The organism is Thermodesulfitimonas sp., assembly GCF_052743955.1.
Map to the genome: position 1 here is coordinate 1 of NZ_JBRAIN010000004.1, position 26,716 is coordinate 26,716.

Sequence of the window (26,716 nt, forward strand, 5' to 3'; positions counted from 1 at the left end):
CAAAGGCTGCCTTAGCCGTGGTGCGGGCCAATTCCGGTGGCAGTTTGTACGGTTACTGGCAAGCCTTAAAATTGGCCCGTCGCCGGGGAAAGGAACTGCCAAAAGCGTAACCAAGGGACTAAGAAATATCGGCTTCCATCGCCACACTACCGGTTACAGCGGGATAACAAGCAGCGAAATACTTTTTCCAAAATACTTCCGCTAATAAGTCTTATGTCAACTAAAGGCCGAAGTCACCCGTTACGTCAGCGACGTGAACCTGGACGTGCCCGAAGTGCTGGTGATCGCCGACTAGGTGAGGACTAGGTGAAATAAGAGGTTGATGTGGTCTAAAAGAAGGCCCAGATTGACAGTATTGCCCAGATGAAATAGAATAACAAACGGGCCGGTTTGAAAGTTACTCCACCTGTAGAATCGTAAGGCAAAACGACTCTATATCCACAAAGAAAGCCGGCCTTTTTGTTTTCATCTAGAAATTTTTAAGGGAGCGTGGCAGTGTGCGCCAGCCTATAAAGCTGGTTACCCGGCGTTTGAGCGTGATAGATGTACTGGTGGTTCTAAGCATTTTCGCTTTGCTCTACGGCTTTATTCAAATAGGGGCGGGCATGACGGGGCCCCTGCGTCTCGAAACGCCACTTAATCCTAATCCCTCCCATCTCCCCTACTACATTGGACGGTCGCTGTTACGGATGTTCATTGCCCTATGTGCCTCTCTGCTTTTTAGCTTTATGTACGGCTACTGGGCAGCTTACAGCCAGAGAGCAGAAAAGGTTCTGATACCCTTGCTCGATATTCTCCAAGCAGTTCCTGTATTAGGTTTTCTTTCTGCCAGCTTAACTGGGTTAGTAAAACTTTTTCCCTCTACTATGATAGGGCCGGAATTAGCTTCAATCTTCGCCATTTTTACGGCGCAAGCTTGGAATATAACCTTTGAATTCTACCAGTCACTCCGCACTGTCCCGCGAGAACTCCGCGAGGCAGCCGCCATCTTTCGCCTTAGCTGGTGGCACCGCTTCTGGCAGGTGGAACTTCCTTTTTCTGCCATTCCGTTAGCGTATAACGCAATGATGTCTTTCGCCGGAGGCTGGTTCTTTCTTTCGGCCAGCGAGGCGATAAGCGTGCTAAACCGACAAATTTACCTTCCAGGAATAGGCTCTTATATGGCCGCGGCCATTCTTCACAAAGACGTTACCGCCTTAGTTTGGGCGATTTTAGCTATGGCGGTGACTATCGTCCTGGTAGACCAGCTTTTCTGGCAGCCAATAGTTGCTTGGACCAGGCGTTTCAAAATGGAGCATACAGGGGACCAGCCAGAGCCTCTTCCCTGGATTTTAAAGGTACTACAACGTTCGATGCTCCTTCAGGCTCTTAAATGCCGCGTTCTTGCACCTTTACAATACCAAATGCTAAAAGTTGGCGGAAAGTTAGCGCTCGCCACCAATGAATTAGAAGATGGCAGAGCGAAGAGAAGGCTCCTTTCTTTTTTAGGAGTTTTATTGCTTGTATTTCTTATCTTTTTCAGTATTTTCTACGGTTATCGTGGGTTACTGCTCGTTTCAAAGCTGGGGTTAGGGGGGATAGCAGATCTCCTTTGGCTGGGCCTCTTTACCTTTTTACGGGTAATGGCGGCTGTTATTTTAGGAATTTTGATTATGCTCCCGTTAGGAGTCTATTTAGGGTGGGCCCCAGATAGAGCTAGACGTTGGCAACCTTTTATCACCTTCGCTGCTTCTTTTCCGGCCAATATGTTCTTCCCCTTCTTTTGTTTACTTTTTCTAAGGCTCCGCGTAAGTCAGGAGTGGGGGGCTATCCCGCTCATGATGCTGGGAACCCAATGGTATATCCTCTTTAACGTGATCGCCGGTGTAAACTCCTTGCCTCACGATCTTAAAGAAGCCGCTGCAGTTCTTGGCCTGAAAGGATGGAAGCTTTGGCGTTATTTTGTCTTACCAGGCATCTTTCCCTTCTTGGTAACGGGTGGTATAACCGCAGCCGGGGGCGCGTGGAATGCAAGTATTATAGCCGAAGTGGTCACTTGGGGCCACCATACGCTTCAAGCTACCGGGTTAGGAGCTTATATCACCGCCGCCACCCAAAAGGGAAGTTGGTCGGCTATCATAGGGGGAATTATGGTAATGTCCCTCTACGTAGTAGCGATCAACCGTCTGTTTTGGCGCCAGCTTTATCTCCTGGCCCAAGCCAAGTACCATATAGAATAAGGAGCGGGGATCATGGAAACTATCATCCGGCTCGAAGGTGTTACCCAAAGATATCCTCTCGGAGAACGTAGGGAAGCTGTAGTAATAGAAGAGGTCTCGCTTGACGTACGGCAAGGCGAGCTTTTGGGGATTCTGGGCCCATCCGGCTCTGGTAAGTCTACCCTTCTCCGTATCATGGCTGGGCTCGTAAAACCTTCATCAGGGAGAGTCCTGTATAAGGGGCGTCCTCTAAACGGTGTAAATCCAGGGGTAGCCATGGTTTTCCAAAGTTTTGCTCTTTACCCCTGGCTTACCGTCTTACAAAATGTAAATCTACCTCTTATGGCCCGGGGTTATTCCTGGGAGGTCTGTCGAGAAAAAGCCCTCCGGGTTATCGATATGGTAGGGCTCGATGGTTTTGAGAACGCTTATCCTAAAGAACTTTCTGGTGGTATGCGCCAGCGCGTAGGGATAGCCCGAGCTTTGATCGCGGAACCAGACGTCCTCTTAATGGATGAACCTTTCTCGGCTTTGGACGTGCTTACCGCAGAAAACCTGCGGCGCGACCTTTTGAAACTCTGGATAGAAAAAGATATCCCGACCAAGGCTATCGTTTTAGTAACTCATAATATCGAAGAGGCCGTCTTTCTCTGTGACCGTATTCTGGTTCTTTCCCGAGATCCGGGACGGGTTATAGCTGAGGTTGCGGTAACTCTACCTTACCGGCGTGACCGCAAAAACCCTCGATTTACTGCCTTAGTGGACGAAATTTACACCATTCTTACCCGACATAAGGTACCTCCTATCCCTGCCGCTCCTCTTCCGCCACGACGGCTACCAACAGCACGGGTAGGGGCCGTAACGGGCTTGGTAGAATACCTACTGGAGGCAGGGGAAAAAGCAGACCTTTATACCATAGGAGAAAAGTTTGGCATGGACCTGGAAGACCTTTTGCCTATCATCGAAGCAGCGGAAATTACTGGTCTTGTAAGTGTCCACGAAGGAGATATCGAACTTACCTCTCCAGGCGCGCGCTTTGCCAGTGCCCCCTTACTCGCGCGCAAGGAGATTTTTCGGGAGCAGATTATGCAAAACGTCCGGCGCATCCGCTGGATAGTTTCCGTGCTTTCTTCTAAGGCTAACCGGCGCATGCCGCAGGAGTTTTTCTTGAGTGTGCTGGAGCAGCACTTTAGTCCGGAAGAAGCGCGGCTTCAGCTGGAGATTCTAATCGATTGGGGACGCTACGCAGAGCTTTTTGGTTATGATGAAGATTCCAAGTATCTTTACTTAGAGGAGACTGAATCTTCTCTAACCGCAAACTCTGGTCCAGAAGCAGGGGCAAAAAATATCTAAGAAAGGAGTACAAGCAGGTCAGCGAAGCTCTCGCCTACATCCCAGGTGAAGCCGAAAAATGCCGCGATGGTCGCCGCCACGTCGGCAAAGGTAGCCCGCACCCCAAGGGCACTCCCTTGGCGCAGTCGCAGCCCCCATACCAAAAGTGGCACGTATTCCCGTGAGTGGTCGGTACTGGGCGTAGTCGGGTCACAGCCGTGGTCAGCGGTGATAAAAAGGGCACCGTCGGGAGCCACCGCGGCCATCAGCTCCGGCAGGGCCGCGTCAAACTCTTCGAGAGCCCGGGCGAAGCCCACGGGGTCATTACGGTGACCGTAAAGGGTGTCGAAATCGACCAGGTTGGTAAAAACGATTCCTGGACCCATCTCCCGCACCGCCTCGATGGTGTGCCGGATGTTCTCCGCGTTGTTCTTCACCGGGATGCTCTGCGTTATTCCCTTGCCCGCGAAGATGTCGTAAACCTTTCCGATACCTACAACGGCATAACCGCGCGCGGTGAGGGCCTCAAGGAGGGTCGGCCGTGGCGGCGGGAGCGAAAAATCGTGGCGGCGTTCGGTGCGCCGGAAATTACCGGGTTGGCCCACAAAGGGACGGGCGATTACCCGGGCTACAGCGTGCTCGCCAATAAGGATGGAGCGGGCAATTTCGCACATCCGGTAGAGCTCCGCCACGGGGATAACTTCTTCGTGGGCGGCGATCTGGAAGACGCTATCGGCCGAGGTATAGACTATCGGGTAGCCGGTGCGCATATGTTCGGCGCCCAGTTCCTCGATGATGGCTGTGCCTGAGGCGGGCTTGTTTCCCAAAACGCGGCGGCCGATACGCTCTTCAAAAGCCGCGATGATTTCTGGCGGAAAACCGTTGGGGTAAACGGGAAACGGGCGGTCCAAAATCACGCCGGCGATCTCCCAGTGACCGGTGGTGGTATCCTTGCCCGGCGACCGCTCGGCCATTTTGCCCCAGGCCGCCACGGGCTTTGCTACCGGCGGCACGCCTTTTATCAGGCCGATGTTACCGAGACCGAGTTGCTGGAGGTGCGGCACTTTAAGCCCGCCAACCGCTTCTGCCAGATTACCGAGCGTATTACTCCCTTCGTCTCCATACCGTCCCGCGTCGGGCAGGGCGCCGATGCCAGTGCCGTCAAGAACTACGATTGTTACTTTACGGATTAAACTCATCGCTTATTCCTCTGGATAACGATGCGGTAGCCATTTTTTATTTTCTCCTCTTTCGGCGTCTCTGATTTAAACCTACCCAGTAGCCTTTAAATCTTTTCAACTAACTCATCAGCTATCCCGCTGCATGTCCCGGTGACGCACTGTGGCCTGGTAATCCTTCGCTGAAAGGAGCTCTGTCAGGCGGTTGGCGATAGCCACCGACCGGTGTCGTCCCCCTGTGCAACCCACCGCTATGGTTAACATGCTCTTCCCTTCGTTCATATAGAGCGGGATAAGAAACTCAATGAGGCTCGTAAACTTAGCTAAAAACTCCGCGGTAACAGGGAAAGAGAGAACGTAGTCCTTAACCTCTTGGTCTTCCCCGGTCAGCGGCCGCAACCGGGCGATGTAATGCGGGTTCGGGAGAAAGCGGACATCGATGACCAGGTCGGCGTCAAGGGGGATGCCGTACTTATACCCGAAAGAAAGTAAAGTAATCCGGAAGCGCCGGAAAGACTCACCGTTACCGAAGAGGGAGATTAGCTGCTCTTTTAGCTGGTGCGGTGTTAGGTTGGTGGTGTCGATTACCTTGTGGGCCCGCCCCCGTAACTCTTCGAGGCAAGCCCGCTCCTTCCGGATTGCTTCCAACAGTTCGCCGCCCAGTGGGTGCGGCCGCCGCGACTCTTTAAACCGCCGTACTAGCGCCTCGTCAGACGCCTCGAGGAAAATAATCTCGTAAGAGATCGCTTCCCGGTCGAGCTCCGCCAGTACCTCAAAAACGTCCTTAAAGAGCTCCCCGCCCCGAATATCCACCACCAGTGCCAAGCGCTGGATCGGTGCCGCTGCGCGCGCGCAGAGGTCGGCGAACTTAGGTATGAGCGACGGCGGGAGGTTGTCCACGCAGAAAAAACCGAGGTGGTCCTCCAGGCACCGGAGCGCTTGGGTTTTTCCAGCACCCGAGAGGCCCGTCAGGATTACCAACCTGGGAAGCGCCATAAGAAGACCTTCTTTCCTATAAGTTCAACGTTCATTGCCAAAGTTTAGCGCGGTTGACACGCTCAAATTACCGTTTGGCCAACTCTCCTTTTAAGTAGTCTATAACCTTTACCGGACCGGGGTCAATGCCATAAAGCGCCGCCAGGTAAACGCTCGTCCAGTCCCCTAAATAAATTAAAGAATAAAAACGGGCCAGCATTCCTTCACTGGTAGAGGTGACCTCGGTCACTCCCGCAACCTTCCCCTCGATCACCCGCCGGGTAATTTCCATCCGGTAGCTCACCCGGACGTGATCGCCTTTGTCCCGGAGGATTACCACCCACAGTTGTTTAAGCAGTGCCGCTGGCTCCTCGAAGCCAACGATCTCGTTGTGGTTGAGCTCTGGAAATACATTCCAGTAAGCAGGGGCCTTGGCATTCTCGTTAATCTGCCCCTTCCACCGTTGGGCTACGACTTCCGTGGTCCCACTCGCCCCCCAGATTATGGGGAGGCGTCCCTTGAAGTTGAGGGCCAGCTGCTTCGCAGGATTCTGCGCCACCGGCGACTCGAGTCCATAAGCTCTAGCGTAGTGCGCCAGTTCCCGCGCCAGCTCCTCAACTTCGGCCTCTATGCCGTCAAGCATCCCCAGGCCCTCTAGCACAGCTAGCATCGGGATGAAGAGGTAGCCCGTCGCCGCGCGGGGTGCTAAGCCCGCAGGCACCCGAATCACGGGCACACCGTCCACTGCCGCCACCGCTGCAAGCTTTCCGCCGGAGGTGAGCGCCACAATCGTTGCCCCCTTTTCCTGGGCCTGCTGGTAGGCGCTCAGCGTTTCCTCCGTGTTGCCGGAGTAGCTCACGGCGAAAACGAGCGTCCTCTTCCCGACAAAAGCTGGCAGCGTGTAGTCCCGGTTCACCGTCACGGGCACGCGCAAGCGCTCTTGGCAGTAAACCCGCAAAAAGTCGCCACCGATAGCGGAGCCGCCGAGCCCCGTGACTACCACCGTAGCCAGGTCATCCCTCGCTGGCACGCGTGCTTCGCGCCCAAGCGCGTAGGCCTGGCGGCACTGCGCGCTTAGCCCGGCCAGCGCCCCAAAGAATCCGGTGCTGTCAAGCGCCCGGAGCGCCGCCACATCGTTTAGGTCTACCAAACTATCCCCTCCCTACCCTTTTTTCTAACACTTCCTCCGCGTAGGCCCGCAGTACTTCTGCTACACTCCAAGCCTGAGCGAAGCAACCGCGGGGCCGGTGAGGCCAGTTGCCGTCAAAAATTTCCGAAATACTCCCGATTCCGTGGTCGGCCAGGTGGTCTTGGAAAGGGAGCAGATACGCCCGCGCCCGTTCCTGGCTATCAGGCGAATAGCAGTGAACTTTGCGGTAGGCGGTGACAAAGGGACCGATAAGCCAGCTCCAAACGGTTCCCTGGTGGTAGGCGGCGTCCCGCTGCCGCTGGTCACCAACATAATGGCCCTTATAATCCGGGTCGCGCGGGGATAACGACCGTAGCCCGTAAGGCGTGTAAAGCGCCGCTTCGACCCGCCGTACCACCGCTTCGGCCTCATCCTGGCTCAGCGGTGAGAAAGGGAGACTGACGGCAAAAATCTGGTTCGGCCGGATCTTCGCCTCTTTTTCCTCCTCCCGGAGAACATCGTAAAGGTACCCCTCCGGGTGCCAGAAAGCGCGGAACCCTTTTTGAATCTTGGCTGCCAGTCCGGGAAGCAGGTCGGGCAGTTTAAAGCGGGCATGGAACTTTTCCAAGATGCAGGCGGCGTTGTACCAGAGCGCGTTTATCTCCACCGCCTTCCCGTGCCGGGGCGTCACCACCCAGTCCCCCACTTTTGCATCCATCCAGGTAACCTGAATATCCGGGTTACCTGCCCTGAGCAACCCGTCAGCGTCCATGACAATCCCGTAACGGGTCCCCCCAGCATAACGGGCAACAATTTCCCGCATTACGGGCAACGCTACTTTAACGACGAAATCTTCGTCCCGGGTGTATTGAAAATACTTGTAAACCGCTTGGCAATACCAGAGCGCCGCATCAACGGTATTATAAAGCGGCTCTCCCCCATCGTCGGGAAAGTAGTTAGGCAACAGACCATCCCGCAGGTAGGAACCGAAAAGCTCCAGGATCTCCCGGGCCTCCTGAAACCGCCCGGTAACAAGGGTTATGCCCGGCAGCGCGATCATCGTGTCCCGGCCCCAGTCGGTAAACCAGGGGTAACCGGCAATGATGGTGGCCGTTCTGGTAGTCGCCCTTCGCACCAAAAAGGCGTCCGCCGCCCGCACCAGAGCGCGGGCAAAGGAGTCGGCAAAGCCCACCGCTTCCTCCAGTTCCGCCAGCCGCTCCCGCGCCGCCGCGAGCAGTGCTTCCGCCTCCTCCGGCCTGGGCCCCGGCCCCGCTGCGGCAACCACGGCGAAAACCTTTTCGCTCGCCGCAGGAAGCTCAACCATAAAGCGTCCGGGCTGATAGTGGTCCTCCCAAGGGTTGAGGCCCCGCGCCTCTTCTTCTGGGTAACGCATCCCGTAGAACCAGTCAGGCGCAGCAAAAAACTCACCATCGCTAATCCGGAGCAAAAGCGGCGGTAAGCCGTCCGGACCGCTAATCCTTACCCCGCCCGCAACGGGCTCCTGGTGAAAGCTTATCTGGCCCTTGTAGCTGTTCCCGTGGTAATCGCGGTAATTTACCAGGGGTAAAAGCCAGAGGCGGGCCGGGGGGCCACCGTTAGTCACCCGGTAGAGGATTACCGTGGCGTTCTGACCGTGAGGCATAAAGATAAGCTTTCGCAACCGGATGTGGCCGCAGCAGTAAAAGAACTCGGGGAACGGGCAAAGCCGCACCTGGACGAGGTGGACAAAGCCGCTTTCCGTCACCCCGCCGGCAGTGTAGTTAGTCGCCAGGTTGTAGAAAACGCCCCCCGCTTCAATCCGTTCGTCGAGCTTAGCCAGCAATAAAAAGCGGCGGACCGGGGGGTTGAGCGCCGCGATCAGCAACCCGTGGTAGCGCCGCGTATTAGCCCCGATGAGCGTCCCCGCGGCGAAGCCACCAAGCCCGTTGGTCACGAACCACTCCCGCTCGCAGCCCCGTTCGAACGTGCGCCACACTTCCAACCCGAAGTGCACCCGTTTCCCCTCCGTTACTCTGGCCGCAAAGCGTAAGCCACAGCACCGAGTACCCCTGAACGGCCGCCGAGTTCGGCAACTTTAAGCCGCAACACTTCGCGGGTCCCGGGAAGAGTCCGCGCCGTCACCTCTTCCTCAAGTTTTCCCCAGAAAAGGGCCGCGCTTTTCATCATCCCGCCGCCCAAAACCACAACCGCCGGGTTTAACAGGTTAACCACTGCTGCTATCCCGATTCCGAGCCACCGCGCCGCTTCAGCGAAGAGTGCTTTAGCCTCACCATCGCCCTGGCACGCCGCCTCGGCTACCATTTTCGCCGTCACCGTCTCTGGCACGCCACCCGCAAGCGTCAGGATGCCGCGTCCCCCTCCCCTACCGATCAGTTCCCGGGCCTGCCGCGCCACCGCCGTTCCAGAAGCGAGCGCCTCGAGACACCCGCGGTTACCGCAGGAGCAAAGCGGGCCGTCGGGCAAAAGCGTGATGTGCCCAATCTCCCCCGCACCGTAGCCCGCGCCCCGGTAGAGACGCCCGCCGAGGATTAACCCGCCGCCGATACCGGTGCTCACGGTGATATAGACCATATCTTGAACGCCCTTCCCCGCCCCGTAAGCGAACTCGCCGACCGCCGCCAAATTAGCGTCATTTTCGAGCAAAACCGGCGCGCCAACAAGCGCCGCGAGATCAGCAGCCAGGGGCACGTTTCGCCAGCCGAGGTTAGGCGCTACGTGGACAATCCCTTTTCCTTTTTGGGGGTCGAGCGGCCCCGGCGCGCCCAAACCCACCCGCAAGGGCTTACCAGAAAAACCAGCTTGCTGCCTCACTTCCTCTATTGTACCCGCGATCTGCTCTATCACCCGGGTATACCCTGCCGTGGCGCCGGTGGGAACCTCGACCTCCGCCCGCACTTCCCCGTCGAGCGTGGCGAGGGCCGTCCGGATCTTGGTCCCACCGAGATCCACCCCCACGATATATTCGGTCATCCTCGCCCCTCCTTAAGCTCTGCGTGCTCCTCCCCCAAAACCCAACGCTCAATGGCAAGCGCCACGCCGTCTGCGTCGTTGGTCGCAGTCACGTAGGTCGCACAGGCTTTGATCTCTGGCCGGGCGTTTCCTACTACTACCCCTACCCCCGCAAATTCGAGCATCGAAAGGTCGTTATAACTATCACCAATAGCCATTACCGCCTCGCGGGCGACACCGAGCTCCTGGGCCACACGCGCCAGCGCCTTACCCTTCGTCGCCTCCGGGTGGGAAAACTCGAGGAAGTAAGGTTTAGACTTCCCGATGTGCAGCGCCCCGCCGTAACGGGCGCGCAGTTCCGGCAGCAGCCGGTCAATTTCCGGCTCCGGTGCCACCATCAATACTTTGGTCGGTGGTTCCCAAAGAAAGGCGAGCAGATCCCCCACCACCCGCGGCTCAACGCGCGAGAGGCGGGCGTAGCGTTCGCCGTCGGGCGTGAGTTCGGCCATGTAGAGAGTATCGTCAACGTAAACTTGGAGGTGAAAACCGGTGGGCAAAAGGTAAGCGACCACGTCGCGCGCCAACTCGAGCGGCACGGGCCGGTGGAAAAACTCCCGCCCCGTGTGGGGCTCCTTTACGAGCGCCCCCTGGTAGGTGATGAGCGGAGTCTTAAGCCCAAGCTCCCCAGCATACGGAACGGCAGCACGGAACATCCGTCCGGTCGCAATTACCACCGCCGTGCCCCGCGCCGTAGCCTGCGCGACAGTCCGTTTTACCCGGGGTGAGACCGTGAGCCGCGAGTCAAGTAAGGTATCGTCCAGATCCACAGCAACCAGTTTAATCCCGCTCAATTCTCTCCCCCGCAGTATCGCTGAAGGTACTCGTAAACGGCGCGGGCGGCCTTCCGGTTCATTCCCGGTACCTGGCTGAGTTCCTCCAAACCAGCAGCCCTGAGCGCCTCAAGCGACGGGAAACTCTTTAAAAGCGCCCGCCGCCGGGCTGGCCCGATCCCTTCGATCTCCTCCAGCACCGACCGCAAACCAGTGGCCCGGCGCTTGCGGTGAAAGGTAACGGCGAACCGGTGGGCTTCATCCCGAACCCGTTGCAGCAGCCGCAGCGCAGCGCTTTCACGCGGCAGGATTATTGGCGTGCTCTCACCTGGCCGGTAAAGCCACTCATTCTCTTTAGCCAATCCGAAGACGGGAATATGGTCGTAGCCGAATTCTGCCAAAACTGCGCGCGCCACCGCTGCCTGCGCCGGACCGCCGTCAACCAGAACAAGGTCGGGAAGCGGCCAGAACTTCGCCCCCCGGGGCGCCAACTGGCCGGAGGCGATCGCCTCTTCTTCCTCCCGCGCCCTGGCAAAGCGCCGCCGCAGGGCCTCCCGCAACGCCCCGTAATCGTCGGGTTTCCCGACCGGCGCCACCGCAAACCGGCGGTAGCCGCTCTTGAAGGGTCGGCCCTCTTTGAAGACCACCATCACCGCCACCGGTGCCGCGCCCTGAAGCGAAGAGGCATCGTAACCCTCAATCCGCTGCGGCAGCTTCGCGAGCGCCAGTGCCGCCGCCAATTCGTGGAGCGTCTCTTCGCCCGCCGCCACCTCTACCTCTACTTCGGCGAGCGCCACCGCCGCGTTTTTCCTCGCCAGGGCCAACAGTTCTTTCTTCCTTCCCCGCTGGGGCACAGTGAGCCGCACTTTCTTCCCTACCCGTTCTGCAAGGTAAGCACAAATCGCCGGCGCTTCCTCACCCAAATCGGCGGGCAGGATTACCTCACGCGGGAAAGAAGCCGAAATCCCGCTGTAATACTGCTTCAAAAACCCGGATAGCACTGCTGCGTCGCTCTGCCCAGCGGCTCCACTAAGCTCGAATTGCTCTTGGGCAATGAGACGCCCTTCCCGGACTTGGAGTACCGCCGCAACCGCCTGCTCACTTCCCCGCGCCAGGGCCACCACGTCGAGGTCTTCGCCCTTCGCAGAAACCACCCGCTGTCGGGCAAGGATAACCTCGAGCGCCCGGAGCCGGTCCCGGAGCACCGCCGCCCGTTCAAACTCAAGCCGTTCCGCTGCCGCCCGCATCTCCTCCTCGAGATGGCGCTTCACCGCACTGTAACGCCCCTCGAGGAAAAGGCAGAGCGCCTCGATCCCCTGCCGGTACTTCTCCGGGTCGGCAGAACCCGTGCAAGGGCCCGGGCAGCGCCGGATATGATAGTTGAGGCAGGGCCGGCTTCGTGCTGGAACGGCTCCTTTGCAGGAGCGGAAAGGAAAGAGCGTCCGGAGAAAGCGCAAAGTCTCGTAAACTGCCCCCGACCGGGTGTACGGTCCGAAGTAGCGCGCCCCGTCCTTGCTCCGCCGTCGGGCGAAGAGCACCCGGGGGAACTCCTCCGCTACTATGACCTTGATGTAAGGATAAGTCTTATCATCTTTCAGCACCACATTGTAGCGGGGCCGGTGCTGCTTAATAAGGTTAGCCTCGAGAACGAGCGCCTCCACCTCGTTAGCGGTAACAATGTACGCGAGGTCACGCGCCTTTTCTATTAGCGCTAAAACTTTGGGTGACTGGTTCCCCTGAAAATAAGACCGCACCCGGTGCCTGAGCGAGACTGCCTTCCCTACATAGAGGACCTGCCCTGCATCGTCTTTAAAAAGGTAGACGCCCGGCTCTTCGGGAAGCTTGTTAACCTTTTCTATCAGTTCTTCCATCCCCACGCACGCGCTCCTTCATACTACATTTCCCGCAGCCAACTCAGCCACTTTCCCGCCCAAGACGCGGGCTAAATACCGCCCGGTATAAGACTCCGGTACCGCCGCTACTTCCTCCGGCGTCCCGGCAGCCACCACCCGGCCGCCGCGCGCCCCGCCTTCTGGTCCCAAATCAATGATGTAGTCCGCAGTTTTAATCACGTCCAAATTATGTTCGATCACGATCACCGTATTCCCTGCATCCACCAGGCGGTGGAGCACATCGAGCAGCTTCGCAATATCGGCAAAGTGGAGTCCCGTCGTCGGTTCATCAAGGATGTAAACCGTCCGCCCGGTTGCGCGCCGGGAGAGTTCCGCAGCTAATTTCATCCGCTGCGCCTCACCCCCGGAAAGGGTGGTCGCCGGCTGGCCAAGTTTGATGTAACCCAAGCCCACGTCCTGCAAGGTCTTGAGCCGCCGGTAGATTTTGGGGAAAGCGGCGAAAAATTCAAGGGCCTCGTCCACTGTCATGTCGAGCACCTCAGCGATGCTCTTGCCGCGGAATTTCACCGCGAGGGTCTCCCGGTTATAGCGCTGCCCTTTACATACTTCGCACGGAATATAAACATCCGGTAAAAAGTGCATCTCGATTTTTACAATCCCGTCGCCCCGGCAGGCTTCACACCGGCCGCCCGGAACATTGAAGCTGAACCGCCCGGGTTTGTAACCCCGCACCCGTGCCTCCGGCAGCAACGCGAAAAGCTCGCGGATGTCGGTTAAGACCCCCGTGTAGGTAGCCGGATTCGAACGCGGCGTCCGGCCGATTGGCGACTGGTCCACGTTGATTACCTTATCGACGTGTTCCAGCCCCTCAAGGCGCCGGTAGGCACCCGGCAACTCCCGCGCCCCGTGCAACTCACGGGCCAACGCCCGGTAGAGAATATCGTTTACCAGCGTGCTCTTCCCTGAACCCGAAACACCGGTAACGCAAACAAAAAGACCAACTGGAAAGGCCACGTCAATCTCCTTCAGGTTGTGCGCTGCCGCCCCAATTACCTTCAGCCACCGCCCGGTCGGCCGCCGGCGGGACCGCACCGGAATCGCCTTGCGCCCGCTTAAATACTGCCCGGTGAGCGAAGCCGGGTGGCGCATAATTTCCGTGGGCGGGCCTGCCGCCACAACTGTCCCTCCGTGCGCGCCCGCGCCAGGCCCGATGTCAATCACGTAGTCGGCATTCAGAATGGTCTCCGTATCGTGTTCCACAACGATTACCGTGTTACCCAAATCGCGCAGGCGCTTCAGCATGGCGAGCAACCGCGACTGGTCCCGGGGGTGGAGCCCGATGCTCGGCTCGTCGAGGATGTAAATCACTCCCATCAGCCCGGAGCCGATCTGCGTGGCCAGGCGAATCCGCTGCGCTTCTCCTCCAGAAAGGGTATTAGCCGCCCGGTCTAGGGTGAGGTAGTCGAGCCCCACATTGACCAGGAAACCAAGCCGCGCCTTGATCTCCTTCAAAACCTGCCGGGCGATCGCCTCCTCCCGGGGCCCGAGCTGTAACTCCTCAAAAAAGGTCAGCGCCTCGCTGACCGAAAGCGCCGTCACCGCGTGGATCGCCTTTCCGCCCACTTTTACCGCCAGGGCCTCGGGCCTGAGCCTGGTACCGCCGCAAGCTTTGCAGAGGCGCGGCCGCATCATCCGCTCGATCTCCGCCTTCACGTAATCGGAAGTGGTTTCCTGGTAGCGCTTGGTGAGGTAGCCAATGACGCCGTCAAAGGGCGCCGCGTACTCCCGGCGCCGCCCCGCCAAATCGCGGTAAACAAAACGCACGCGTTCCCCGCCTGTGCCGTAAAGGATAACCGCTTGGTGTTCGGGAGCAAGGCGTTCGTAGGGGATGTCGAGCGGAAAACCGTAGTGGCGGGCAAGCCCTTCCAGAAGATAAAACTGGCTGCTGTAATAGGACCAACCCGCAACAGCCCCTTCCTCCAAAGTTTTCCCCGGCTCGACCACCAGTTCCGGGTCAACCTCGAGAAGCGCGCCCAGTCCCGTGCAGGCCGGGCAAGCGCCGTAAGGGCTGTTAAACGAAAAGAGGCGCGGCGAAAGTTCGGGCAGGCTGATCCCACAATCCGGACAGGCAAACTTGCTGCTGAAAAGGATTTCCTCACCATCCACGACCGCCGCAACCGCCAGCCCGTCGGCAAGCTCGAGCGCCGTTTCCAAAGAGTCGGCCAGCCGGGAAGCGATATCCGGCTTAATTACCACACGGTCCACCACGATTTCAATGTTATGCTTTTTGTTTTTGTCCAGGTGGATTTCCCCTTCGCCCAGCTCGTAGATCGTCCCGTCCACCCGCGCCCGCACGAAACCTTGCCGGTGCGCCTCCTCTAAAACGCGGGCGTGCTCGCCTTTCTTGCCCCGGATAACAGGCGCCAAAATGTAGACCCGGGTCCCCTCCGGCAAGGCAAGTAGCCGGTCCACCATCTGGGAAACCGCCTGCTGCCTGATCGGCAGGCCACACTGGGGGCAGTGGGGCTGGCCGATCCGCGCAAAGAGGAGCCGCAGGTAGTCGTAAATCTCCGTCACCGTGCCCACGGTCGAACGCGGGTTGTGGCTGGTCGATTTCTGGTCGATGGAGATGGCCGGGGAAAGCCCCTCGATGCCGTCCACGTCCGGTTTGTCCATTTGGCCGAGGAACTGGCGCGCGTAAGCGGACAGCGACTCCACGTAGCGCCGCTGCCCTTCTGCGTAGATGGTATCGAAAGCGAGCGAAGACTTCCCCGATCCCGAAAGCCCCGTGATCACCGTAAGCTTATTTCGGGGGATGCTCACCGTGATGTTCTTGAGATTGTGCACCCGCGCTCCCCTGACAATAATGGCGTCCTGCATCGCTTTCACCGCTCTACCACCTTCATCCTTCCACCCTCGCCCTTCATCCTTTTTTCGCCGGTGCTTTCCCGCGCCGCTAATTCCGCCCGCAACTCCAACAGCACGTCGCGTAACTGCGCCGCCAATTCGAACTCTAACTGTTTCGCCGCCTCGCGCATCTGCTTCTCGTAGGCCTTCGCCAGCTGCCGTAGCTGGGCCACCGTCATCTCCCGCGGCCGCAGCGTATAAACGCCCTTTTCCTCAGCGACCTTTGTCGCCTCGATCACGTCCCGCACCGGCTTCTGCACCGTCCGCGGGGTAATGCCGTGCGCGCGGTTATAAGCGAGTTGCACCTGCCGCCGCCGCTCCGTTTCCGTGATCGCCCGCTGCATCGAGCCGGTCACCGTATCGGCGTAAAGGACCACCAGGCCGTTGACGTTCCGGGCCGCCCGTCCGGCAGTCTGGATCAGCGACCGCTCCGAACGCAGGTATCCTTCCTTGTCGGCGTCCAGGATGGCGACTAAGCTCACCTCCGGGAGGTCGAGCCCTTCGCGCAACAGGTTAATCCCCACCAGGACATCGAAAGCACCCAGCCGCAGGTCCCGGATGATCGCCATCCGCTCTAAGGTATCAATATCCGAGTGGAGGTAGCGTACCTTAATGCCGGCTTCGCGCAGGTAGTCGGCCAAATCCTCCGCCATCCGCTTCGTCAGCGTCGTCACCAACACTCGCTCGCCCCGCGCCGCACGGGTACGGATTTCCCCTAAAAGGTCATCTATCTGCCCCTGCGTCGGCCGCACCTCAAGCGGCGGGTCTACCAACCCTGTCGGCCGCACGATCTGCTCCACCACCTGCGCGCTGTGCTGCAACTCGTAATCCCCAGGCGTTGCCGAAACGAAGATTACCTGGTTCACCCGGGCGATAAACTCGTCGAACTTGAGCGGCCGGTTGTCAAAAGCCGAAGGTAACCGGAAACCGTGCTCTACCAGCGCTTCCTTTCGCGCGCGGTCCCCCTCGTACATCCCGTGGAGCTGCGGGACCGCCACGTGCGATTCGTCAATAAAAATCAAAAAATCCCGCGGAAAATAGTCCAAAAGCGTGTAGGGCGGCTCGCCGGGCGCCCGGCCGGTCAGGTAGCGCGAGTAGTTTTCGATTCCCTTGCAGTAGCCGACCTCCCGCAGCATCTCCAGGTCGAAGCGCGTCCGTTGGGTAAGGCGCTGCGCCTCCAGGAGCTTGCCCCGCGCCTCGAACCAGGCCACCCGCGCCGCCAGCTCTTCCTCAATCGCTGCCAGGATCGCCTCCCAGCGGTCCGCTGCCGTAACGTAGTGGGTCGCCGGGAAGAAAGAGACGTGGTAGCGCTCGCCGAGCACATCCCCCGTGAGCGGGTCGAACTCTAAGATCCGCTCCACCTCATCGCCGAAAAACTCCACCCGCACCGCCCGTTCCGACTCTGCCGCTGGGAAGACATCTATCACGTCGCCCCGCACCCGGAACTTTCCGCGCGTAAAATTAATGTCGTTGCGCTCGTAGCGAATCTGGACTAACTTCCGCAGCACCGCGTCCCGGTCGTAGCTTTCCCCGCGCCGCAAAGAGACTACTTGCGCCGCGTAATCAACCGGGTTGCCAAGGCTGTAGATGCAGGAGACACTCGCTACGATGATCACGTCGCGCCGCTCTAATACCGCCGCCGTGGCCGCGTGCCTGAGCTTGTCGATCTCGTCGTTGATGAGCGAATCCTTTTCAATGTAGAGATCGGCTTGCGGCAGGTAGGCTTCCGGCTGGTAGTAGTCGTAGTAGCTGACGAAGTACTCTACCGCGTTTTCCGGAAAAAACTCTTTGAACTCGCTGCAGAGCTGCGCCGCCAACGTCTTGTTCGGCGCCAGCACTAGGGTCGGCCGCCCCACCCGCGCGATCACATTCGCCATCGTAAAGGTCTTCCCGGAGCCGGTCACACCCAAAAGCGTCTGCATCCGGTAACCTTTTTCCAGCCCCGCCACGAGCTTTTCAATCGCCTGTGGCTGGTCCCCCGCCGGCGCAAAGGGCGAATGCAGTTTAAAAGTGCTCAACCTATCACGCTCACACCCGTGTTCTTCCACGAATAGATTATACCACAGAAAATAAAACCCCCTTCGAAGGGGTACCGCACTAACTATTTCCCCATCTCGATATCCAAACAACCGCTTGAACCAGCTAAGTATCTGGGCTAGCGTTTCGCCTCGCTTTCCAGCTCCTTTAACAACGATAGCACCTCCTTGGGCGAAGGAAGGTTAAACTTGGCCCGCGAGGGGCCCAGCCCCACCTTTACCGAGTAGGCCGCCTCCGGAAGAGCGGCGAAGAGGTCCTCATCAGTACGGTCGTCCCCCGCAGCAAGGATGAAATCCCACGCCGCGCGGCCAATCCAGCGCAGCGCCGCTCTGCCTTTATTAATTCCCGCGTTTTTTACCTCGACCACCTTGTTTCCTTCTAACACTTGGAGGTGCAGGTTGGCGGTAAGGTTGAGCAGGTGGTTTACCAGTTCCCGCGCCCGCAGCGTGCCCAATTCCGGTTCGGCCTTGCGGTAGTGAAAGACGAGCGCAAACTCCTTTTCTTCGACAAAGGCGCCGGGGGTCCGGTCAACGTACAACTCGAGTACTGGCCGGATCGCCTCTTTCCACTCGTTGGTCAGCGGTTCGCTCATCTCCCACTCCTTCTCCTGCTCCCTGATCCACGCGCCGTGCTCGGCGATCAGGCCGATCCCTAAGTCCCCAAACCAGTCCTCCAAAGTCTCCTTGTCCCGGCCGCTTATAAGAACGACTTCGTTCCCGGAAACAGCGGCTACCCGCGCAAGCAGGACCAGAAGTTCTTTGTCCGGCTTGGCCTCCTCCGGCCGGCCGAAAAAATTGGTGAGCGTCCCATCGTAATCGAGCAGCAACAGCCGGCGCTTAGCCGCCGCATAGTCCCGCACTAGGCGCTCTTTGTTTACCTGCCGCAGGCGCTTCACCAAAAACGCTTCCTGGCGTTCCTTTACCTCCGCCAATTTTTCAATAAATTTCTCCGCCCAGCAGACCACATTCCACCGTTTTAACCGCTCCTGCATCACTCTGTTGCGGGCCACCTGCTCTTCTTCCGGCATCTGCAGCGCCAAATTCAGCGCTTCCGCGACTTCTGCCTTGTTATTGGGGTTTATCACCAGCGCCTCGCCCAACTCACTCGCCGCCCCGGCCATCTCGCTGATGATCAGCACACCTTTCCCGTCCCGGCGGGTAGCGATATATTCTTTCGCGATTAGGTTCATCCCGTCCCGTAGGGGCGTGACCAGCGCCACGTCGGCCACCGCATACATTGCCACCAGTGGATGGAAGGTTAAGGTGCGGTTAAGGTAGCGGATGGGCGTCCAGCCGACGCTCCCGTACTCCCCGTTGACCCGCCCGACAAGCTCGTCTACCTGCTTTCTCAACAGGCGGTACTGGTCAAGGCTTACCCGCGAAGGCGCGGTCACTAAAAGCAGGGTTACCCTGCCGCGCCACTCCGGATACTTTTGCAGAAAAAAAGCAAAAGCTTCCAGCCGCTGGGGGATGCCCTTGGTGTAGTCTAACCGGTCAATAGAAAGAACCACCTTTGTATCCCCCAATTGCTGCCGCAACAGCTTTATCTTTCTTCGCACGGCAGGCAATGCTGTGGCTCCGGAGAATCGTTCGTAATCTATCCCCATAGGAAAGGAATCAACTTTCACTGCGTGTTCCCGGGTGATGATTTCCCCTAATTTATGGTCGTAGCCCAAGATGTGCAGGACGCTGCTTAAGAAGTGCCGGGCGTAATCGTAGGTATGGAAGCCCACCAGGTCAGCACCCAGCAAGCCTTCTAAAATATCCCGCCGCCACGGGAGAAGGCGGAAGAGTTCAAATGACGGGAAAGGGATGTGCAGAAAAAAACCGATCGCCGCGTCCGGGAGCTTCTCCCGAAGCAGCTTCGGAAGAAGCATCAGATGGTAATCGTGCACCCAGATGGTATCGTCGGGCCTTGCTACCCGGAGTATCTCCCGGCAGAAAACCCGGTTCACTCGTGCGTAGGCCTGCCAGTACCCCTCATCGTAAGTAGTGTAAGCGGGAAAGTAATGAAAAAGCGGCCATATCGTGCGGTTACTGAAACCCCCGTAATACGCTTCTACATCGGCGGAAGAAAGGAATACCGGGTGGCAGTTAAATTCTGTCAGCAGGCGCGCCCGCAGCTCCGCGCGCGCCTCTTCGCCCTGGGTTTCCCCCGGCCAGCCGATCCAGAGGCTCTCCCACGACCGCTGAAGCGCCTTTAGCCCCGTGGCTAGGCCGCCAATACTGGGGAAAAAGCGATAGCCGCCCTTCTTCTGGAGCACAGTCACCGGTAACCTATTGGAAATGATTAATAATCTGCCCACTGTGGCACCGCTCCATGGTTTACTATCATTGCCCATCACCTGGCAAATAAAACTAAAACGCTCCAGAATCCTCTTCCAGAGCGTAAAAAGCAATACCCTACTTCCCTCCTAGCAAGGCCAGCTTTCCACGCTTGCGAGGTTAGCTGACGGGTTCGGGTCGAAAGCTAACCCTACCCGACACTCAAAGTTCTCCGTTAACCAATCCGCCTTCGCTGCAAAATAAAGTGCCCGCACAAGGCCCGGAAAGTTAGCACGGATCGAGTACCAGGATTCACCCCAAAATAAATGGGTCCCCCGCTTCTCCGAAGAGAATTCAGCGCCGCTTCTTTTATTATTTATAGTAAAGTATACCAAACTTGCTCCCCTAGGGCAAGGGCTTCCCGAGGACCCTCAAGCCGGCACCGGCAAACGTAGCTTTAAATCCCCGATAAAAAACTAAGAGCGATTTACTTCACCGTCTCGATCTTCTTCACCTCACCTGGGACATCGATTTCCACTGTGCGGCCGTCCTGCGTGGTGACGCGCAGCCGGGTTTTCCTTTCCGCGCCCTTTTTGCCGCCCTGGCCGGCTCCTTTCCCACCACCGGCCCTGCCACGCCCGCCGCGCGGTGAACTCTTGCCTGAACTGCCCCCGCCGCCGTACTTTCGCCACCGTTCCGTAAGCAGGTAAAGGTTTGCCGGCCGAATGAGCCGAACAGGGACAATCTGTGCCGGAACGCTAAAATCCCCGGTCGCGATGCGCGTCTCGTACGCCCACTCCCCGCGCCGCACCAGGTCCACCGCCGCCCGCAGCGTCGCCGTCCCGAGCATCTCGGGCTGCACGTCCACTTCGGCATCGTGCTACCCGGCGCTCATAAGGTCTGTTGCCCGGCGGTCAGCCCCCACTCCGGCCCGTCACTACGCGCCCGACCAAGCCCCGTGCCCGGAGCACTTCCACGGTGGCCACCGCGAAGCGGCTGTCGGCAGCCGCCACGGCGTCCACCGCGTTGCCGTAACGGTCCAGCACCCGCGCCAGCAGGGGCGCCGCCGCCCGGCAAGCTTTCAACCACAAAGCGCCCTAAAAGTTCCCCCGCCCGCGCGTGGTCGGAAGCGATATAGGCATCTAACGGCGCATCGGGTACCAGCCGCCTTTACCCGCTCTTTTTTCACCAGCCGTTCGAGCTCTCGCTCCTGTCGTGCTGGATCGTTTTGCGCGTCGGCGAAGATGATCCTAACCCTTTCGGCGCGCGCCTTTCCCTGGATCACCTGTCTGATGATCATATTCCCGTCCCGTGTCGCATCGGCGACGCACAGCCCGATTTTTAACGGCAAAACAGGTTTGCGCGGTACCTTCCGCGGGCATCCCCCGGCCACAATCAGGACTAACAGCACTATCGCCAGCGTACCTATAAGACGCCTGCGAAACATACCCCCTCACCCCGTGGCGAAAAGACCCCTGGCTAAGATTAGCTTACCCGGTGGTGCCGCAAATTCTCCGCCGGGCTAAGATGGAAAGATTTTGCGGCCGCGAGTGCTATAAGCACCGCCCGCAACATAAAAATTTACTGACCTGTTTTCGGCGCCTTAAAAAGTTATAGACACAAGGAGATTTAGGCGAAAGGGAAGGCTTGCGTTACCGCAAAAATTAAGGAAGTGATAGGGTGCGCCTTGCCTGGTTAGACCGCAAAAAGAAGGGCCTTCGCCCATCCTGATAGAATTCTACGAAACGCTTGCCCTGCTCAAGCTTGGTTACCGGCAACTCGATTTTTCGGAACCGGACTTTATCGACTGGATCATCTTCAATATCGGCACCCTCGAGCGACGGCTGATTGCCCTTTTAAAGGTTGCCCGCCGGGAAGGCGTTACCGCCTGGAAGCCGCCCCCCGCCCCTTAACCCGCTCCACACCAGTCCATTCAAGAAAGTCCGGCGCCTTTCTTAAAAGCAAAATAAGCGTCCCACACTTTTTGAAAATCTTCCCAGACCGGACGCTTCTTCGAAGGGTCACGCAGCAGCGCCGCCGGGTGGTAGGTAGGCATCACCATAGCGCCGAAAAGCGGCCCCAGCCACTGTCCGCGCATTTTAGTAATTCCTGTTCCCCCGCCAATTAAATAGTGAAGGGCAGTTGAGCCGAGGAGCACGATCAACCGCGGCCGAATGAGCTCAATCTGCCGCCGCAAATAAGGCAGACAAGCCTCCGCCTCCTCCTTCAACGGCACCCGGTTGCCAGGCGGGCGGCACTTGACGATATTGGCGATGTACACCTCTTCCCGGGTGATGCCGCAAGCAGCCAAGATCCTATCGAGCAGTTGCCCTGCCGCGCCGACAAAAGGCCGCCCCAAACGGTCTTCGTCTGCCCCTGGGCCTTCTCCTATGAGCATCAGGAGGGCGAAAGGGTTTCCCTCCCCGAAAACCACGTTCGTTCGCCCGGCGGCAAGACCACACTTCTGACACTCGGCCACACTCTTTTTTAGTTCCTCGAGGGTCTGCGGGCCGATCAGGTCCTCAAAGGTGAGTTGCAGGCTTTCCTTTACTCCCTTCACTTTTCTCGACTCCTCACCCCAAAGCGGTAAAAGAAAAGCCCGCGTCACAGGCTAAAAACCTCTGTTAGGTACGTTACTCTCTTTCGAGGATGATCTTATGGTCTACCAGGGCCAGTTCCTTAATCTTCGCCTTGATGATCTTCCGCCGGCCGTAAATATCCTCGAGAAGCAGGCCGTCCTCGTAAGGCACCACCTTATCGACCATTTCCAGGACCAGTTCCTCTTTATCGCCTTTGCGTAGGTAAGCGTTAGCCTCGCACATTTTTAACCCCACTCCTATTCCGGTAATAATTTTCGACATAAAATTATAGGCGGCCCAGCGTCAGGTTGTCAACAGCTTAAGCTATCAACCGCTTTTCCTTACTTGCGGTGCGCTACCACTTTGCTCCCGTAAAATCTCCTGGGCAACCGCAAGTTGCCGGTCCTCCCCGTTCGCCAGCTGTTCCACCTTCACGTCCGGCTCTACACCCCTCCCGTTGATGTCGTGCTTCCACGGCGTCAGGTAGCGGGCCGTAGTGAGCTTCAATCCGGCTCCGTTCTTGAGCGGGTAAACCGACTGCACAACCCCCTTGCCAAAAGTCCGGGTACCCACGATTTTACCGCTGCCCGTCTCTTTGATGGCCGCTGCCACAATCTCCGCCGCGCTGGCGCTGTTTTCGTTCACCAGTACTACCAAGGGTAACCCCAGCCGCGGACCGCTCGCGCTGTAAACCTCGTCCTTATCGTTGCGGTAATCAACATGGACCACCGGCCCGGGAGGTACAAAATAGTCCGCTACCCGCACTGCCGCTTGTAGCTCTCCGCCGGGATTGTCCCGCAAATCAAGAATGAGTGCCCGCATACCCTTCGCCCGCAGCTCACCGAGGACCTGGTGCACCTCCGCCGGCGTTCGTTCGCTAAATTGACTGATAGCCAGATAACCAATGCTGCCGGGGAGGAGTTTCCCTTCCACCGTCGGGACCGTGATCTCTTCCCGCTCAAGCGTTAGGGTTAGTGGTCCCCTTCCCGGACGCATTAGCGTGAGGGTAACCGGCGTACCAACCGGTCCCCGCATCAGGCTTACCGCGGTTTCGAGGTCCAGACCCGTGGTCGGGCGCCCACCGATCTTTACGATAACGTCGCCCGGCTTAACTCCTGCCCGGCCGGCAGGCGTATCCGGGAAAGGCTTGATAACGGTTAAGCGTTCGTCTTTCATCCCCACAAGGATGCCCAAGCCTCCAAATGAACCCCGAATCTGTTCCTGAAGGTGTTTGAAGGTTTCCGGTTCAAGGTATACCGAATATGGATCACCTAGGGCCCCTACAATTCCCTTTGCCGCACCCTCTACCAAGCGGCGTGCGCTTACCTCGTGCAGGTAGTCGGAGCGAATGATGGTGATAACCTCAAGAAGGTTTCCTACCTGGCGGTAGCCAAGGGCCATGACCGCCGCGCCTACCAGACAGCCAACAATGAAGAGCGCGGTAAGAAAAGTAACTAACCAGAAGCGTCCCGGACGTGAAAGCCGCACTTTTTCACTCCCGTAGCCTTTTTAGCAGCAACCTGCCCTATTACACCATAAATAATATAGCTCCGGACGATAAAAAGACCACCAGCAGAAGCATCCAGTGGCCGCGCAAACAACAGCCGACCCCGTCCATAGCCAAGATAGCCAACAGCCTAGAGATAATTTAACGGGTTCTCCGGCGCGCCGTTCACCCGCACCTCAAAGTGGAGGTGCGGCCCCGTAGAAAGCCCCGTGCTGCCGACGGCAGCTATTGTTTCCCCGCGCTTTACCTCCTGGCCTTCGCCAACATAGGAGGACGCCAGGTGCGCGTACAGGGTGGTCAAGCCCCCGCCGTGGTCAATCATAACCACGTTGCCGTAACCCCGCAGCGTCCCTACGTAAATAACGGTGCCGTCCTGGGCCGCCACCACCGCAGCGCCGTAACGCGTCGGAATATCGATCCCCGAGTGAAACCGGACTACGTGGAGTATCGGGTGCATCCGGTTTCCGAAGCCCGAAGAGATAACCCCCGAACTCGGAACCGGCCACTGAAGCGCTCCCGCGGCCCGTTTGGCCCTTCTAGCCCGTTCAATAGCGATCTGGCGCAGAATTTCGCGCTCGTGCGCCTCTAGAGCGTCGAGCTCCGCTTCAAATCGTTCCAGGTCGTACTGCGCCCGGGAGAGGAGGGACTCCTTTTCATCCTGGCGGGCGAGCAATTCGGCTTGAGCTGCCTGTTCCTGAGAGCGGAGGGAAGCGAGCAGGTCACGGCGCTGGGCCACCCGGTTCCTGTACTCCGTCACTGCGGCCCGCCGGGTGGTCATTTCGTTTACCAGCGCCGCGTCGTAGGCAAGGATATGCTTTAAAAACTCGGCCCGCGAGATGAAATCATTAAAATCCGTAGCTCCGAGGAGAAAATCGAGGTAGCCTACACTTCCTTCCGTATAAATATCGCGGAGGCGTTGCCGAAACTGCGCTTCCGTTTCTTGAAGACGCGCTTCCGCCGCCGCTAGTTCTTCCTCGGCCCTGGCCAATTCCGCCTCGGTTTCCTTAAGCCTTACCGTGAGCGCCTCTATCTCGCGGGTTTTCACTTCGATGGACCGGTCCAGAGCGGCAATCTCTTCGGTAAAGGCTTGAATGGTTCGCTTAGTCCGCTTAACTAGTTGGCGTTTCTGGTTTATCTTCTGCCTTGTTTCCTGGAGTTTCTCTTCAAGACTCTGCCCCCAGGCCGCCGACCAGAAGCCGAAAAGCAGCGCCAAAACCACTACTACCGCAACTGTCCGCCGGCAGAAACGCAAGCCCCTCTATCCTCCTTTTCGTCTTTAAGCACTAAGAAAACGGTGGACCGAAAGAGCGCTCGATAACGCCCCGAGGAGTAAACCCGCCGCGAAAATGGCGCCGAAAACAGGCAGCAACACCGCCTTCTCGGTAACCGGCTGGAAAAAGATCAGGGCCGCCTGCTCTATCTGGCTCACAAGCGAGGTGTAGCCCCAGTAAAGGATAGCGGTCGCCAGCAAGGCCCCAGTTGACCCGATGATCAGTCCTTCCAGAATAAAGGGACCCCGAATAAACCAGTTAGTCGCCCCGAGAAGCTTCATGATGCCAACTTCCTCTTGACGCGATAAAATAGAGAGCCGGATAGTGGTTACAATCAGGAAGATGGCAGCCAGACCGAAAAGAGCCACCAGAGCGAGGGCGGCAATACGCACCGAATTAGTAATCTTTACGAGTTTTTCTACAACCCCCTCACCGTAACGTACCTTCTCCACCCCCGGAAGGGCCGCCGCCTCCTTGGCGATCAGAGGCACCGCCGCCGCATCCGCCGGTCGCAGCCGGAAGGAATCGGGTAGCGGGTTTCGTTCCTCTAACCCGCTCAAAAGGCCGCTCTTATCGCCCAGATCGCGTTTCAGCTTGGCGAGCGCCTCTTCTTTAGAAACAAAGGTAACCCGCGCTACGCCCTTAATCTGTCGGAGCTCCCGCCCGAGCTGCCGGACAAAGTCAGGAGCAAGGTCGTCCTGCAGAAAAACAGCGACCTCGACCTGGTTTTCGACCAGACGCGAAAAATGGGCCGCGTTAAGTGCGAAAAGGGAAACAAAGCCGAGGAGAAAGAGCGAAACCAGAACCATTCCCGTAGCCGAAGCCGCCAGCCAGCCGTTGCGGAAAAGCGAAACGAAAGCTTCCCGCCACCAGCGCCAGAGGATCCTAAGTGCCATACCGGCAACTCTCCTGCATCGCGTATTCTACCAGGCGGCCTTCGTCCAGGGCGATCACGCGCTTCTGGAGAACGTTGACGATATCGAGCGCGTGCGTAGCCATCAGGACCGTCGTGCCGTCCCGGTTGATTTCGAGAAGAAGGCGGATTAGTTCCCGCGCGTTCTCTGCATCCAGGTTACCAGTCGGCTCGTCCGCGATTACCAGAGAGGGCCGGTTAACGAGCGCCCGCGCCAAGCATACCCGCTGTTGCTCTCCGCCGGAAAGCTGGTGCGGGAAAGAGTTCGCCTTACTCAGAAGCCCAACCCGGGCCAGAACCTCCGGGACCCGTTTCTTAATCTCCCGCCAAGGGTGGCCGGTAATCTCCAGCGCCAAGGCTACATTCTCAAAAACCGTTTTCCGCGGCAAGAGGCGAAAATCCTGAAAAACCATCCCGACCTGCCGGCGCAGCAGCGAAACCTCCCGGGGCCGCAACCGCGCAATGTTTTTCCCGTTGAAGATCACCTGCCCCCGGGTAGGCAGCTCTTCCCGGTAGATGAGCTTGGCGAGGGTGGTCTTCCCCGCACCGCTCGGTCCTACCACGAAGACGAATTCCCCCCGGTTGAGGGTGAACGTAACGTCCACCAATGCCTTAGCACCGTTTGGGTAAATCTTGGTTACGTTGTAAAAACGTATCACCGCCAACCACCCTGAAGTATAAATTCTTTTATAGTTAATCGGCCAAACGGCAACGTTTTTTTAGATTCGACAATCTCCCGAGAAATCCTCTAAAAAACGGAAAAAAAGTAAATTTTATTTTGTCTCCGGACAACA

The 26,716-nt window shown here is 58.1% G+C and carries 22 protein-coding genes and 1 riboswitch; of the genes, 2 read left to right on the top strand and 20 right to left on the bottom strand.

Annotation, left to right across the window (positions count from 1 at the left end):
• The first annotated feature begins 551 nt into the window (after positions 1–551).
• Both ACUVTA_RS00765 and ACUVTA_RS00770 read left to right on the top strand, forming a co-directional pair.
• Entirely contained in the window at positions 552–2,219 is a 1,668-nt protein-coding gene (locus ACUVTA_RS00765) for an ABC transporter permease (RefSeq protein ID WP_445951100.1), read from the top strand.
• A 12-nt stretch (positions 2,220–2,231) separates the two neighbouring features.
• Entirely contained in the window at positions 2,232–3,551 is a 1,320-nt protein-coding gene (locus tag ACUVTA_RS00770) for an ABC transporter ATP-binding protein (RefSeq protein ID WP_445951075.1), read from the top strand.
• On the opposite strand, the gene ACUVTA_RS00775 is transcribed toward ACUVTA_RS00770, so the two are convergent.
• The 20 genes from ACUVTA_RS00775 to ftsE form a co-directional block, all read right to left on the bottom strand.
• On the bottom strand, positions 3,548–4,729 hold the full coding sequence (locus ACUVTA_RS00775) for a phosphopentomutase (RefSeq protein WP_445951076.1): 1,182 nt from the start codon (positions 4,727–4,729) through the stop codon (positions 3,548–3,550). The genes ACUVTA_RS00770 and ACUVTA_RS00775 overlap by 4 nt on opposite strands.
• Positions 4,730–4,837: 108 nt before the next feature.
• Positions 4,838–5,704, bottom strand: coding sequence for an RNase adapter RapZ (gene rapZ, locus ACUVTA_RS00780; protein ID WP_445951077.1), 867 nt, complete (start codon positions 5,702–5,704; stop codon positions 4,838–4,840).
• 67 nt (positions 5,705–5,771) lie between these two features.
• Positions 5,772–6,833: a bifunctional phosphoglucose/phosphomannose isomerase gene (locus ACUVTA_RS00785; protein ID WP_445951078.1), complete on the bottom strand. Its 1,062-nt coding sequence runs from the start codon at positions 6,831–6,833 to the stop codon at positions 5,772–5,774.
• A 1-nt stretch (position 6,834) separates the two neighbouring features.
• Entirely contained in the window at positions 6,835–8,805 is a 1,971-nt protein-coding gene (locus ACUVTA_RS00790; RefSeq protein WP_445951079.1) for an amylo-alpha-1,6-glucosidase, read from the bottom strand.
• A gap of 14 nt (positions 8,806–8,819) precedes the next feature.
• Positions 8,820–9,782, bottom strand: coding sequence for an ROK family protein (locus tag ACUVTA_RS00795; protein ID WP_445951080.1), 963 nt, complete (start codon positions 9,780–9,782; stop codon positions 8,820–8,822).
• A complete protein-coding gene (locus tag ACUVTA_RS00800) occupies positions 9,779–10,612 on the bottom strand; it encodes a Cof-type HAD-IIB family hydrolase (RefSeq protein ID WP_445951081.1) in 834 nt (277 codons plus the stop codon). The genes ACUVTA_RS00795 and ACUVTA_RS00800 overlap by 4 nt, the downstream gene beginning before the upstream one ends.
• Positions 10,609–12,462, bottom strand: coding sequence for an excinuclease ABC subunit UvrC (gene uvrC, locus ACUVTA_RS00805; protein ID WP_445951082.1), 1,854 nt, complete (start codon positions 12,460–12,462; stop codon positions 10,609–10,611). Before uvrC ends, ACUVTA_RS00800 begins: the two co-directional genes overlap by 4 nt.
• A gap of 18 nt (positions 12,463–12,480) precedes the next feature.
• On the bottom strand, positions 12,481–15,324 hold the full coding sequence (gene uvrA, locus ACUVTA_RS00810) for an excinuclease ABC subunit UvrA (protein ID WP_445951101.1): 2,844 nt from the start codon (positions 15,322–15,324) through the stop codon (positions 12,481–12,483).
• A 5-nt stretch (positions 15,325–15,329) separates the two neighbouring features.
• Positions 15,330–17,369 (bottom strand): excinuclease ABC subunit UvrB, encoded by a 2,040-nt coding sequence (gene uvrB / locus ACUVTA_RS00815; protein WP_445951083.1) that lies wholly within the window; start codon positions 17,367–17,369, stop codon positions 15,330–15,332.
• Positions 17,370–17,506: 137 nt separating this feature from the next.
• Positions 17,507–19,729 carry a bifunctional alpha,alpha-trehalose-phosphate synthase (UDP-forming)/trehalose-phosphatase gene (locus ACUVTA_RS00820; protein WP_445951102.1) on the bottom strand — a complete coding sequence of 741 codons (2,223 nt, stop codon included), beginning with the start codon at positions 19,727–19,729 and terminating at the stop codon, positions 17,507–17,509.
• Positions 19,730–19,806: 77 nt separating this feature from the next.
• Positions 19,807–20,022: riboswitch (cyclic di-AMP (ydaO/yuaA leader) on the bottom strand.
• A gap of 117 nt (positions 20,023–20,139) precedes the next feature.
• Entirely contained in the window at positions 20,140–20,520 is a 381-nt protein-coding gene (locus tag ACUVTA_RS00825) for a hypothetical protein (protein ID WP_445951084.1), read from the bottom strand.
• A 46-nt stretch (positions 20,521–20,566) separates the two neighbouring features.
• Positions 20,567–20,737 (bottom strand): hypothetical protein, encoded by a 171-nt coding sequence (locus ACUVTA_RS00830; RefSeq protein ID WP_445951085.1) that lies wholly within the window; start codon positions 20,735–20,737, stop codon positions 20,567–20,569.
• On the bottom strand, positions 20,734–21,099 hold the full coding sequence (locus ACUVTA_RS00835; RefSeq protein WP_445951086.1) for a hypothetical protein: 366 nt from the start codon (positions 21,097–21,099) through the stop codon (positions 20,734–20,736). The genes ACUVTA_RS00830 and ACUVTA_RS00835 overlap by 4 nt, the downstream gene beginning before the upstream one ends.
• Positions 21,100–21,585: 486 nt before the next feature.
• Positions 21,586–22,212, bottom strand: a complete 627-nt coding sequence (locus tag ACUVTA_RS00840) for a uracil-DNA glycosylase (protein WP_445951087.1) — start codon at positions 22,210–22,212, stop codon at positions 21,586–21,588.
• Between the two features lie 73 nt (positions 22,213–22,285).
• The gene (locus ACUVTA_RS00845) at positions 22,286–22,513 is read right to left on the bottom strand and encodes a CooT family nickel-binding protein (protein WP_445951088.1); all 228 of its coding nucleotides are present in this window, start codon (positions 22,511–22,513) and stop codon (positions 22,286–22,288) included.
• 45 nt (positions 22,514–22,558) lie between these two features.
• Positions 22,559–23,719: a S41 family peptidase gene (locus ACUVTA_RS00850; RefSeq protein WP_445951089.1), complete on the bottom strand. Its 1,161-nt coding sequence runs from the start codon at positions 23,717–23,719 to the stop codon at positions 22,559–22,561.
• A complete protein-coding gene (locus ACUVTA_RS00855; protein ID WP_445951090.1) occupies positions 23,686–23,832 on the bottom strand; it encodes a hypothetical protein in 147 nt (48 codons plus the stop codon). Before ACUVTA_RS00855 ends, ACUVTA_RS00850 begins: the two co-directional genes overlap by 34 nt.
• A 36-nt stretch (positions 23,833–23,868) precedes the next feature.
• On the bottom strand, positions 23,869–24,990 hold the full coding sequence (locus tag ACUVTA_RS00860; protein ID WP_445951091.1) for a murein hydrolase activator EnvC family protein: 1,122 nt from the start codon (positions 24,988–24,990) through the stop codon (positions 23,869–23,871).
• A gap of 24 nt (positions 24,991–25,014) precedes the next feature.
• Complete coding sequence (gene ftsX, locus ACUVTA_RS00865; RefSeq protein ID WP_445951092.1) at positions 25,015–25,905, bottom strand: permease-like cell division protein FtsX; 891 nt, start codon at positions 25,903–25,905, stop codon at positions 25,015–25,017.
• Entirely contained in the window at positions 25,895–26,581 is a 687-nt protein-coding gene (gene ftsE / locus ACUVTA_RS00870) for a cell division ATP-binding protein FtsE (RefSeq protein WP_445951093.1), read from the bottom strand. Before ftsE ends, ftsX begins: the two co-directional genes overlap by 11 nt.
• Positions 26,582–26,716 lie beyond the last annotated feature (135 nt).

Excerpts from the sequence above, each read along its gene's own strand:
- ACUVTA_RS00835 (WP_445951086.1), bottom strand. The coding sequence starts at position 21,099 with ATGTTTCGCAGGCGTCTTATAGGTACGCTGGCGATAGTGCTGTTAGTC.
- ACUVTA_RS00795 (WP_445951080.1), bottom strand. The coding sequence starts at position 9,782 with ATGACCGAATATATCGTGGGGGTGGATCTCGGTGGGACCAAGATCCGG.
- ACUVTA_RS00845 (WP_445951088.1), bottom strand. The coding sequence starts at position 22,513 with ATGTCGAAAATTATTACCGGAATAGGAGTGGGGTTAAAAATGTGCGAG.
- ACUVTA_RS00775 (WP_445951076.1), bottom strand. The coding sequence starts at position 4,729 with ATGAGTTTAATCCGTAAAGTAACAATCGTAGTTCTTGACGGCACTGGC.
- ACUVTA_RS00770 (WP_445951075.1), top strand. The coding sequence starts at position 2,232 with ATGGAAACTATCATCCGGCTCGAAGGTGTTACCCAAAGATATCCTCTC.
- uvrC (WP_445951082.1), bottom strand. The coding sequence starts at position 12,462 with ATGGAAGAACTGATAGAAAAGGTTAACAAGCTTCCCGAAGAGCCGGGC.
- ACUVTA_RS00820 (WP_445951102.1), bottom strand. The coding sequence starts at position 19,729 with ATGGGCAATGATAGTAAACCATGGAGCGGTGCCACAGTGGGCAGATTA.
- ftsX (WP_445951092.1), bottom strand. The coding sequence starts at position 25,905 with ATGGCACTTAGGATCCTCTGGCGCTGGTGGCGGGAAGCTTTCGTTTCG.
- uvrA (WP_445951101.1), bottom strand. The coding sequence starts at position 15,324 with ATGCAGGACGCCATTATTGTCAGGGGAGCGCGGGTGCACAATCTCAAG.
- rapZ (WP_445951077.1), bottom strand. The coding sequence starts at position 5,704 with ATGGCGCTTCCCAGGTTGGTAATCCTGACGGGCCTCTCGGGTGCTGGA.